The following is a 10726-nucleotide window of genomic DNA, read 5'->3' as shown; positions in this document are numbered from 1 at the left end:
GGCTGCTTTTTTTTTTTTACCCCCCCCGCCCCCGGGGGGGGGGGGGGGGGCCGGGGCCGGGGGGGGTGGGGGGGGGGGGGGGGGGGGGGGGCGCCCCCCCCCCCCGCGCCCGGCTCTCTCAGCGCCCGTCCTCACCGATGGTCTCGCGGAGTCCGCGCAGGGAGGCGGCCAACAGGCGCGACACGTGCATCTGGGAACATCCCACCTCCTCGGCGATCTGCGACTGGGTCCACTCGTCGAAGAACCGACGACGGATGATGAGCCGCTCTCGCCAGGGGAGCGCGCGCAGCGCCGGGCGGACGGTCGCACGGTCCACGACCAGGTCCAGGGCGGCGTCCTCCGTCCCGAGGTGATGTTCGAGAGTGGTGGGAGCGCCTTCCTCACGGGGCTCGGGTGCGTTGAGCGAGACGGTGTTGTAGGCCTCCGACACCAGGCGGGCCTCCTCCACCTGCTTTTCGGTGATGCCCATCTCTTGAGCGAGCTCGGCGACGTTGGGTGCGCGGTTGAGGCGTTGCTCCAGCTCGGCGCGGACCTTGATCATCTCCGAGCGGCGTGTCTGGGGGTCGCGGGGGGTGTGCACCGCCCAGGTGTGGTCCCGGAAGTGCCGTTTGATCTCCCCGGCCACGGTGGGTGTGAGGTAGCGGATGAACTCCTTGCCACGCTCGGGGGAGTAGCCGCGGATCGCCTTGGCCAACCCGAGGTGGGCGGTCTGTCGCAGATCCTCCAACCTCTCCCCGCGTCCCCGGTACCGGTTGGCGATGCGGTGCAGGACCGGCAGGTAGTGCTGCGTGATGCGTTCGCGTAGCCGCCTGCTCAGCGGGTCGTCCTGGTCCAGGCTCTTCAACAAGGCCAACAGATCCTCCGCGGAAGCGTCCTGGGAGGGCTCACGACGGGTGGTGACCGCGATGCTGCTTCTGGCCGCGGTGGTGTTCGCTACGGGAGCGGGCATGGTGCGTCTCCTGACCCTTCACGTGTCCGGTGTGCTCGTTTTCGAGTGGTTCGTACGACCCGGACGGGGCGGGGGATCGATGGTTTCCCCGAACGTCGTGAAAAGCGCATCTCCATGGTGCTGCCCGAGAAGTGAGTGTTGAAAAGCGAGCCTGTGGGCTCTTGAGCGAAAACTGTCCTATGTTGAGGTGAGATGCTCCACATATAACGGAAGGGCCTTTTTGAGCGCTGTTCTGTTAATTTCCGCGTGTGAGCCGGGCGTTGGTGAGCCCTTCCGTCAAGGGCGCGGACACGAAGGACGCCGCGGCGCCCTTGTGGACTAGGACGCCGCGGCGGAAACGCTCGTCGGTGTTGGACGAGGCCGTGCGCAGCCGTGGGCGGAGGAGATCCTCCACCCACGACCGCCACGTGTGTTCGTTCAGGTGTCCGACGGCCCCGAATCGGGACTGAGCGGATCGTGGCCCACGCGCATCATCCTCCTGCGCCAGGCGTCGTCCTGGGGCCGTGGATCGGACAGCTCCTCCTGTACGAACCGTGAGACCCGCTCCATCAGGTCGATGTCGTCGGAGGTCACGTCCCTCCTGCGCTTGTCGAGGAGTTGGACGACGCGTTCACCCTCGACGGAGACATCACCGTCGGCGGGAAGCGCCTCCTCCCCCGAGGCGTCCGTGAGCAGCCACCGTCGCAGTTCCTCGCCGGTCATGTTCACCGAGGCGTGGAATTCCTCCCAGAGCCGGTCGACCTCCGGATCACTCGTCGCCATCGTGACGACCCCCTTCCTCTCCCGAGTCGTGGACGTGGCTACCCGGAGCGCGGCCGACTCATTCGGGCGATCGGACATCGATGGGCTCGGGGAGGGCCGGCGGGCATATGACGTTTCGCCCGGCAGAGGGCCGGTTAGGGCCGATGACGAGGACGACGATCGTGAAGGGAGAGGACCATGGTGGACAGCATCACCGAGATCATGAACCCGAGCGTGCGCACCGTCACGCCCGACACCACTTTGCGCGAGGCCGCGGAGATCATGCGTGACGAGGACGTGGGCGACGTCGTGGTGACCTCCTCGGGACGACTGCACGGCATGCTCACCGACCGCGACGTCGTGGTGCGGTGCGTGGCCGAAGGGGGCGATCCCGCGACGGTCCGAGTCGGGGACGTGTGCAGCACCGAGATCGTGACCGTGCCCCGCCAGAGCAGCGTCAAGGACGCCGTCCACACGATGCGCACGGCGACCGTGCGCCGTCTGCCCGTCGTCGATGACGACGAGGTGGTAGGGGTCGTCACGATGGGCGACCTCGCCCAGGCGGTGGACGAGCGGTCCGCGCTGGCCGACGTGAGCCAAGCTCCGCCCAACCGCTGACGGACGTCGTCCGAAAGAGGGCAGGAGCGCCCCGCCCGGTCCGGGGGCCCGGACGGGGCGCTCCCCACGAACGGCCACGCGACCAGGGGGAGAACATGCGAGCAGTGTTGTGGAACGGAACCCGCGACGTCAGGACCGAGACCGTCCCCGACCCGGCGATCGAAAGACCCGACGATGCCGTCATCCGGGTGACCAGTTCCGGCTTGTGCGGATCCGACCTGCATCTTTACGAGGTTCTCGGCCCGTTCATGACGGCCGGAGACATCCTCGGACATGAACCCATGGGCGTGGTCGAGGAGGTCGGTGCGGACGTCACCTCCCTGGTCCCCGGCCGGCGCGTGGTGGTCCCCTTCCAGATCTCCTGTGGGCACTGCCCGATGTGCGGAAGCGGATTGCAGACCCAGTGCGACAACACCCGCGTCCAGGATCAGGGGATGGGCGCGAGCCTTTACGGTTACAGCTCGCTCTACGGCTCGGTCCCCGGGGCGCAGGCCGAGTACCTGCGGGTTCGGCGGGCGCAGGACAACGCCGTACCGGTGCCCGACGAGGGGCCCGACGACCGCTACCTGTACCTGTCGGACGTGCTGCCCACGGCCTGGCAGGCCGTCCGGTACGCGGACGTGCCCCAAGGGGGTTCCGTGGCCGTCCTGGGGCTGGGACCCATCGGTGAGATGGCCTGCCGTGTGGCCCGGCACCTGGGGGCCGAGCACGTGTTCGGTGTGGATCCGGTACCCGAACGGCGCGCGCGTGCCGCCGCTCGGGGCGTGGAGGCGTTCGACTCCTCCCAAGGCACCGACGACCTCGTCCAGGAGATCCGGGGGCGCACCGACGGGCGGGGACCGGACGCGGTGATCGACGCCGTGGGCATGGAGGCCGAGGGCCACGGTTCGGCCTGGCTCGCCCAGCGGGCGACCTCCTTCATGCCCAAGGGGGCCGCGGCCAAGCTCATGAAGAACGCCGGGGTGGACCGACTCGGCGCCTTCCTGACCGCGATCGACCTCGTGAGTCGGGGCGGCACCATCTCCCTGAGCGGTGTGTACGGCGGCATGGCCGACCCGCTGCCCATGCTCACGCTGTTCGACAAGCAGATCCGGTTGCGGATGGGGCAGGCCAACGTCCGTCACTGGGTGCCCGAGATCCTCCCGTTGCTGGACGAGGACGACGTCCTGGGGGTCGAGGACTTCGCCACCCATCACGTGTCCTTGGAGGGGGCCTCGGAGGCCTACCGGCGGTTCCAGGTCAAGGAGGACGGGATCTTCAAGGTGGTCTTTCGACCCTGAACCGGCCGATGCGCGAGGCACGGCGCACGACCAGAGGAGGAGCGAACATGGTGCAGAGCGTCGCCGACCATCTGTTGCGTCGGCTGTCACAGTGGGGCGTCACCGAGATCTTCGGCTACCCCGGGGACAGCGTCAACGGACTGGTCGCCCAAATGGCCGAGATCGAGGACGGGCCCCGGTTCGTGCAGAGTCGCCACGAGGAGATGTCGGCCTTCGAAGCGGTCGGCTACGCCAAGTTCTGCGGCCGCCTGGGCGTGTGCATGGCCACCGGGGGACCGGGGGCCATCCACCTGCTCAACGGTCTCTACGACGCCAAACTCGACCATGTGCCGGTGGTGTCCATCATCGGGCAGGCCAGCCGTAGCGCCATGGGCGGTGCCTACCAGCAGGAGATCGACCTGCACAGCCTGTTCAAGGATGTCTCCTCGGCCTTCCTGGAGACGGTCAACGTCCCCCAGCAGCTTCCCAACGTCTTGGACCGGGCCGTGCGCACTGCCCTGTCCGAGCGGGCACCGACCACGGTGATCATCCCCGCCGACGTGCAGGAACTCGACTACTCGCCGCCCGAGCACGCGTTCAAGCACGTGCCCTCCAGCGCGCCCGACCGTGTGGTGGGCGGGGGTACCGTGCTGCCGCCCGAGAGCGAGCTGGATCGTGCCGCCGAGGTGGTCGACGCCGGTGAACGCGTGGCGATCCTGGTCGGGCAGGGCGCCAGGGGAGCGGCCGACGAGGTGCTGGCCCTGGCCGAGGCGACCGGAGCCGGCATCGCCAAGGCGCTGCTGGGCAAGGACGTGCTTCCAGACGATCTGCCGCAGGTCACCGGGTCCATCGGGCTGTTGGGGACCCGCCCGTCCTGGGAGCTGATGCGCGACTGCGACACCCTGCTCATCGTGGGCTCCAACCTGCCCTACTCCCAGTTCCTACCGCCCTTCGGTCGAAGGGCGGTGGAGATCGACATCGATCCCCGGTTCATTGGAATGCGCTATCCCACCGAGGTCAACCTCGTGGGCGACGCCGCGAACACGCTGCGCGCGCTCAATGAACGCCTGGACCCGCCCGAGGAACGTGGTGAGGGGCGTCGACGGTGGCGCACCACCGTGGAGGACAACGTCCGCCGTTGGTGGTCGGTTCTGGACGCTCAGGCCGGGGTCCGCGCCGACCCCGTCAATCCGATGCTCATCGTCCGTGAACTGTCCTCCCGACTGCCCGAGGACGCAGTGGTCACCGCCGATTCGGGGTCGGCCACCAACTGGTACGCGCGGTTCCTGCGCATGGGCGAGGAGAACCGTGGTTCGCTCTCGGGCACCCTCGCCACCATGGGATGCGCGGTCCCGTACGCGATCGGCGCCAAGTTCGCGCACCCCACACGTCCGGCGATCGCGCTGGTGGGCGACGGGGCCATGCAGATGAACGGGCTCATGGAACTGCTGACCGCGCGCCGCTACCAGCACCTGTGGGACGACCCGCGCCTGGTGGTGTGCGTCCTGCACAACAACGACCTCAACCAGGTCACCTGGGAGCTGCGCGCGATGAGCGGGTCGCCCAAGACCCCTTACTCGCAGGACCTGCCGGACATGTCGTACGCGGTCTTCGCCGAGTCGGTCGGGTTGGTGGGCATCACCGTGGAGCGGCCCGAGGAGATGGGACCCGCCTGGGACCGGGCCCTGGAGGCCGAGGGGCCCGTGGTGCTCGACGTGCACTGTGACGGGGACGTCCCGCCCATCCCGCCCCAGGCCGAGCCCGAACAGGTCACCGACACCGTCAAGGCCCTGCTGAACGGGGACCCCGACCGGGCCGGTGTCGCCGCCCGCGGTCTGGCCACCAAGATCCAGGAGTTCCTGCCGCACCGCCGTTGACCGTCGACCGGACCGCGCCCCGCACCCTTCCCGGAAGGGTGCGGGGCGCGGTGGTCTAAGCGGTCCTCGCCGCTTCCCTCTCGCGTTCCTCCAGACGGCGTCGCTGTGGGACGACCGTGTACTTGGGGTCGGCGGCGGACTGCACTCCGGCCTCGAAGACCCCCAACCGGGTCAGCGCCGAACCCGCGAGCAGCGCGGCTCCGCTGACCGCCGACACCGCACGGCTGCGGCGCCCCAGCACGGCACCGACCGCCCCGGCCAGGGTGAGGGCCTTGGCGGCTCGGGTGAGCCTCCCGGACCGCCCCTGCCCGTAGGGTTCGCCCACCAGCCCCATGCGGCGTTCCATGTACGTGGACGTCGCGACCTCGACCAGGGCGCCGCCCACCGCGACCCGACGGGCCGGACCGCTCTGCGCCGTGGGCGCGACGATCAACCCCATGCCCCCGGCCGCGGAGGCGGCCGAGGAGGCGAACACGAAGGGCATCTCCCGGTACCCGTCGTGCCAGGCGGGTACGGCCGTGTCGCAGATCAGCGGTGCCGTGTAGGTGGCCACGAGCGGACCCGTCAGAGCGGCGCCGGTCGTGGCGGCGCGGCCGATCCGGGGAAACCATCCGGTGGCGGCCGTCACCGCGGCCACCCCGGCCAACGGCCCGTACCCCATGAGGATCCACGAACCCATGCTCATCGGCGAGGTCGGCTTGAACACCCGCAGCATGTTGAGGAAGCGTTCGGGCCGCCCCAGGTCGTGGATGAGCGCCGCCGTCGAACCGGAGATGGCGGCCAGGGCGGTGTACTTCAACGGCCGGGCCAGGTCGGGGCGCCCGGTGTACTCGGCGCCCGCCGCGAGCACGGACGAGGCCCCGGCCAGCCCGCCCAAGAAGAGGTAGCCGCCGATGTCGCGGGCCTCCCACACGATCTGGTTGAGCACCGGCCTGCCGTGGTAGGAGCGGAAGTCGGCGTCGGGGACCCGGGTGGCCTCGCCCCGGCCGCGCCCGCCACGCCGACGGTGATCCCCGTGCCGTTCACGTTGCTCGGCCGATACCACGTCGGTCGCGCCGGTGATCGCCTCACGGCCCGCCGTGCTCGCGCCCTCTCCGGTCTTGTCGGGGTTGGTCATGATCGCCTCCCCGCGAACGCGGCGGTCGCCCCCGCCAGCAGCACCAGCGCCGCCGCGCCGGCGTGACGCCACATCGAGGGCAGGTCCCGGGTGGTCACCACCGGGTCCGGTGGCAGGCCGTACACCTCGGGTTCGTCCAACAGCAGGAAGAACGCCCCGGTGCCGTCGACCCCGTTGTCGGGGTCCTCCCCGTACAACCGGGCCGAGGACACCCCCGCCTCGTGCAGGTCCTCGACCCGATTGCGTGCGCGCTCGCGCAACTCGTCCACGTCGCCGAACTGGATGGAGTCGGTAGGGCAGGCCTTGGCGCAGGCCGGCTCCATCCCCTCACCGAGCCGGTCGTAGCACAGGGTGCACTTCCAGGCCCGACCGTCGACCTCGCGACGGTCGATCACCCCGTAGGGACAGGCGGGCACGCAGTAGCCGCATCCGTTGCAGATGTCCTCCTGCACGACCACGGTGTCGAACTCGGTCCGAAAGAGCGCACCGGTGGGGCATACGTCCAGGCAGGCGGCGCTCGTGCAGTGCTTGCACACGTCCGAGGACATCAGCCAGCGGAAGTCGCCCTCGTTCGCCTCGTCGTGCTCCCCGGTGCGCTGACCGGGCAGGTCGAAGGAGGGCATGCCCAGGTTCACCGGACCGGGGCCCTCGTCCGAGGGGCGGCCCACCCCCGAGTCCTGGTGCCCGAGGGGCTCGCGCTGTTCGATGAAGGCCACGTGCCGCCAGGTGTCGGCGCTCAGCCGCCCGGTGTTGTCGAAGGACGAGGCCAGGAAGTTCAGCCCGTCCTCGGGCACCATGTTCCATTCCTTGCACGCCACCTCGCACGCCTTGCAGCCGATGCACACGCTGGTGTCGGTGAAGAAGCCCTTGCGCGACGGGCTTTCGTCCTGCGCCATCAGTCCTCCGTTCCGGTCCGTTCGGTGATGCGGGCCCTGCTTCGATACTCCTCGACCAGGGCCACCCGGTCCGGGCCTCGGGGACGCCGACCGGGTCGGATGTCGGCGGTCAGCGCCTTGACCTCCTGGATGTGCACGTTGGGGTCCAACGAGATGGACATCAGTTCGTTGGCGGCGTCGCCGGTCGAGTACCCGTTGGGGCCCCAGTGGTAGGGCAGACCGATCTGGTGCACGGTCCGGCCCTGCACCCGCAACGGCTTCATGCGGTCGGTGACCAGCACCCTGGCCTCGATGGCGTTGCGGGCGGTGACGATCGTGGCCCACCCACCGTGTTCCAGCCCCTCCTCGGCCGCCAGTTCCGGGCCGACCTCGCAGAAGAACTCCGGTTGCAGCTCCGACAGGTAGGGCGTCCACCGGCTCATCCCGCCGGCGGTGAAGTGCTCGGTGAGCCGGTAGGTCGTCACCACGTACGGGAACACCGACGCCTCCGGAGTGCCGGGCGCCGGGTGGTAGCGGTTGAGCTCATGCGGGTAGAGCACTCGGGTGGGGTTGCGCTGGTGCCCGTACAACGGGTTGGTGAACGGGGTGTCCTGGGGTTCGTAGTGCGTGGGCATCGGGCCGTCGTTGAGCCCGGCCGGGGCGTACAGCCACCCCTTGCCGTCGGCCTGCATGATGAACGGGTCGACGCCGCTGAGCGCCGCCACGCCCCGGGCGTCGTCGGACGGCCGGTATCCGGGTGCCTTGTCGGGTTCGAAGTCGGCGACGTCGTAGCCGCTCCAGCGTTCGGACTCCTCGTCCCACCACACCAGGGCCTTGCGTTCGCTCCACGGGTGCCCCTCGGGGTCGGCGGAGGCACGGTTGTACAGCACGCGCCGGTTGTCCGGCCAGGACCACGCCCACTCGGCGGCGATCCAGTCCTGTTCCTGGCCCGGCCTCTTGCGGGCGGCCTGGTTGACCCCGTCCTTGAAGACACCGCAGTAGATCCAGCAACCACAGCTGGTCGAACCGTCCGAGCGCAATTGCGTGTACCTGCTCAGGGGCCGGCCCTGGGCGTCGTGGCCGTTGATCTCGCGCAGCACCGCCTCGGCGCTGGGCTCGTCCCCGTCCTCCAACGGATAGTCCCAGGTGAGATCGAGGATCGGTCGGTTCTTGGGGTCCCGTGACCCTTGGAGTCGTTCCCGGATGAGCCGGCCCAGGTGGTACATGAACCACAGGTCGCTGCGCCGATCACCGTCGGGGAGCACCGCACGATCGTGCCACTGCAGGGTCCGGTTGGTGTTGGTGAAGGTGCCGGACTTCTCCGTGTGCGCGGCCGCAGGGAAGAAGAACACCTCCGTTCCGATGTCCTCGGTGCGCATCTCCCCGGACTCGATCTCGGGGCCGTCCTTCCACCAGGTGGCGCTTTCGATCAGGGAGAAGTCACGCACCACCAGCCAGTCCAGTTCGGCCATCCCGAACCGTTGGGCCCGGCTGTTGGCCGAACCCACGGTCGGGTTCTCACCCATGAGGAAGTAGCCCTTGCAGACGCCCTCGATCTGGGCCATGACCGTGTCGTAGGTACTGTGCGACCCGCTGAGGCGGGGCAGGTGGCCGAAGAGGAAGTCGTTCTCGACGGTGGCGTGATCACCCCACCAGGCCTTGAGCAGGCTGACCGTGTAGGCGTCCATGTTCGACCAGAAGCCCTTGAGCGGCTCTCCGGCGGCCTTGACGTACCCCTCCAGGTCCTGCTCCTCGTGCACGTGCGGCATGGGCAGGTAACCGGGCAACAGGTCGAACAGGGTCGGCACGTCGCTGGACCCCTGGATGCTGGCGTGACCGCGCAACGCCTGGATCCCGCCGCCGGGTCGACCGATGTTGCCGAGCAGCAGTTGGAGGATGGACGCGGTACGGATGTACTGGGATCCCACCGTGTGCTGGGTCCAGCCCACGGCGTAGCAGAACGCGCTGGTGCGGTCGGGGCCGGAGTTGCTCGTGAGGTGGTCGCACACCCGCTCGAACACGTCTCGCGGAATACCGCACACATCCTCGACCATCTGGGGTGTGTACCGCGAGTAGTGGCGTTTGAGGATCTGGAACACGGTGCGCGGGTCCGTGAGCGTGCGGTCCACCTTGGGCGGATTCCGGATCACGGCCCCACCCGAACCGTGCTGCTCCGGACGTCCCGAGTGCCGGGTGCTCGGATGTGGGTCCCCTTGGCTTCGGTACAGCTGGCCACGGTCGCCCGAGGCCGCGGCCACCTCCGTGCCTTCGTAGCTCCAGGAGGTGACGTCATAGGTTCGGTCCTGCCCCGAGAAACCGGAGAACAGCCCGTCCAGGTCCTCGGTGTCCCGGAAGTCCTCGCCGACGATGGTCGCCGCGTTGGTGTACTCCAGCACGTAGTCGTGGAAGTACTTCTCCTCGGTGAGCACGTGGTTGATGATCGCGCCCAAGAACGCGATGTCGGTGCCGGCGCGGATGGGCACGTGCAGGTCGGCCAGCGCACTGGTGCGGCTGAACCGGGGGTCGACGTGGATGACGACCGCTCCGCGCGCCTTGGCCTCCATCACCCACTGGAAACCCACCGGGTGGGCCTCGGCGAAGTTGGAGCCCTCGATCACGATGCAGTCGGAGTTCTGCAGGTCCTGGAGGAACATGGTGGCCCCGCCCCGGCCGAAGGAGGTCCCCAGGCCCGCGACCGTGGAACTGTGGCACACGCGGGCCTGGTTCTCCACCTGGATCACGCCCAGGGCGGTGAGGAGCTTCTTGATGAGGTAGTTCTCCTCGTTGTCCAGCGTCGCCCCGCCCAGGCTGGCGATGCCCAGGGTGCGGGCCACACGCCGCCCCTGGTATTCCTCCTCCCAGGTCTCCTCACGGGTGCGCACCACCCGGTCCGCCACCATCCGCATGGCGGTGTCCAGGTCCAGTTCCTCCCAGTCGGCGCCGTGCGGAGGGCGGTACAGGACCTTGTCCCGCCGGGAGGGACCGGTCGTCAATTGCAGACTCGCCGACCCCTTGGGGCACAGCCGGCCCCGGCTGATGGGGGAGTCGGGGTCCCCCTCGATCTGGACGACCCTCTCGTCGCGGACGTAGACGTTCTGTCCACAGCCCACCGCGCAGTAGGGGCAGACCGACTTGACCACCCGATCGGCCTGCGCGGTACGCGGACGCAGCCGTTCGCTGCGCTCGGACCTGGCGGCCGATCCCAGTCCCATTCGGTCCTCACCGGTGACCTGCCGCAACACCGGCCACGAACCGAGCCATGTCCACACGCTCATGGAAAACCTCCCGGA

The 10726-nt window shown here is 69.2% G+C and carries 8 protein-coding genes; 3 read left to right on the top strand and 5 right to left on the bottom strand.

Annotation, left to right across the window (positions count from 1 at the left end):
- Positions 1-118 precede the first annotated feature (118 nt).
- Both ACWGSK_RS25840 and ACWGSK_RS25835 read right to left on the bottom strand, forming a co-directional pair.
- A complete protein-coding gene (locus tag ACWGSK_RS25840; protein WP_452457001.1) occupies positions 119-949 on the bottom strand; it encodes a SigB/SigF/SigG family RNA polymerase sigma factor in 831 nt (276 codons plus the stop codon).
- Positions 950-1366: 417 nt separating this feature from the next.
- Complete coding sequence (locus tag ACWGSK_RS25835; RefSeq protein ID WP_358515790.1) at positions 1367-1711, bottom strand: DUF3140 domain-containing protein; 345 nt, start codon at positions 1709-1711, stop codon at positions 1367-1369.
- A gap of 177 nt (positions 1712-1888) precedes the next feature.
- Here ACWGSK_RS25835 and ACWGSK_RS25830 point away from each other — a divergent pair, with 177 nt between their 5' ends.
- From ACWGSK_RS25830 to ACWGSK_RS25820, 3 genes are all read left to right on the top strand, one after another.
- Complete coding sequence (locus ACWGSK_RS25830) at positions 1889-2308, top strand: CBS domain-containing protein (protein WP_358515793.1); 420 nt, start codon at positions 1889-1891, stop codon at positions 2306-2308.
- Between the two features lie 95 nt (positions 2309-2403).
- The gene (locus tag ACWGSK_RS25825; RefSeq protein ID WP_358515796.1) at positions 2404-3588 is read left to right on the top strand and encodes an alcohol dehydrogenase catalytic domain-containing protein; all 1185 of its coding nucleotides are present in this window, start codon (positions 2404-2406) and stop codon (positions 3586-3588) included.
- A 47-nt stretch (positions 3589-3635) separates the two neighbouring features.
- Positions 3636-5444, top strand: a complete 1809-nt coding sequence (locus ACWGSK_RS25820; protein WP_358515799.1) for a thiamine pyrophosphate-requiring protein — start codon at positions 3636-3638, stop codon at positions 5442-5444.
- Between the two features lie 55 nt (positions 5445-5499).
- Here the strand turns inward: ACWGSK_RS25820 and nrfD are convergent, their stop codons facing one another.
- Genes nrfD through fdh form a run of 3 tightly spaced genes read right to left on the bottom strand, consistent with a single transcriptional unit; the run spans position 5500 to position 10711 of the window.
- A complete protein-coding gene (nrfD, locus tag ACWGSK_RS25815; protein ID WP_452457000.1) occupies positions 5500-6561 on the bottom strand; it encodes an NrfD/PsrC family molybdoenzyme membrane anchor subunit in 1062 nt (353 codons plus the stop codon).
- Positions 6558-7457, bottom strand: a complete 900-nt coding sequence (locus ACWGSK_RS25810; protein ID WP_358515805.1) for a 4Fe-4S dicluster domain-containing protein — start codon at positions 7455-7457, stop codon at positions 6558-6560. The genes nrfD and ACWGSK_RS25810 overlap by 4 nt, the downstream gene beginning before the upstream one ends.
- Positions 7457-10711, bottom strand: coding sequence for a formate dehydrogenase (fdh, locus tag ACWGSK_RS25805; protein WP_452456999.1), 3255 nt, complete (start codon positions 10709-10711; stop codon positions 7457-7459). Before fdh ends, ACWGSK_RS25810 begins: the two co-directional genes overlap by 1 nt.
- Positions 10712-10726: the final 15 nt, after the last annotated feature.

The sequence above is a fragment of the Nocardiopsis sp. NPDC055551 genome, from assembly GCF_053619415.1.
This window is presented reverse-complemented; position numbering and strand designations above follow the sequence as displayed.